This is a genomic window from Chryseobacterium sp. 2TAF14, assembly GCF_052115105.1.
GTDB lineage: Bacteria > Bacteroidota > Bacteroidia > Flavobacteriales > Weeksellaceae > Chryseobacterium.
The window spans coordinates 1-602 of sequence record NZ_JBFRGA010000353.1 but is presented as its reverse complement, the minus strand read 5'-3'; the positions used below and the strand labels follow the sequence as shown (position 1 = coordinate 602).

General features: G+C 39.2%; 1 protein-coding gene. It reads left to right on the top strand.

Features of this window, described 5'->3' with window-relative positions; all coding sequences use genetic code 11:
* Positions 1-17 precede the first annotated feature (17 nt).
* On the top strand, positions 18-602 hold a 585-nt coding region (locus AB4Y90_RS18140; protein WP_441558955.1), incomplete at its 3' end, for an endonuclease/exonuclease/phosphatase family protein.

Here is a 602-nt window from a genome sequence, read left to right as displayed (position 1 = left end):
GGGAAAAAGCGCTTCAGGTGTTAGAAAATGATTATCCGTACCAACATAAGGTTACCCTTGAAAACACCTACGGAATGCATTTCTATTCTAAAATAAAGATTGAAGAATCGCAAACGCATTATTTTGTTGCAGACGATATCCCGAGCATTGAAGCACATTTAAAGACCGATGATGGTTTTGAATTTGTATTTTTCGGAGTTCATCCGCCACCGCCAAGTCCGACTGAAGAAGAGACCTCAAAAGAAAGAGACGGTGACATTCTGAGCGTTGCCAAAAGAGTGACCGAAATAAATAAGCCGGTAATTGTTGTAGGAGATTTCAATAATGTGGCGTGGTCTAAATCTTCCATTTTATTCAGAAAGACGAGCCATTTGATCGATCCCAGAGTCGGGCACGATTTTGTGTCTACTTTCCATGCTAAATACAGGCTTTTCAGGTTTCCTATCGACCTGATGTTTCATAGTGAAGATGTTTTTATTAAAGATTTAAAAACTTTAGAAAATTTCGGTTCAGATCATCTCCCTGTTTATTGTGAATTTTTTATCGACCACCAAAATGACGATCAGGAAGAACGCATTGAGCAAGCCGATTCAAGCCGATTC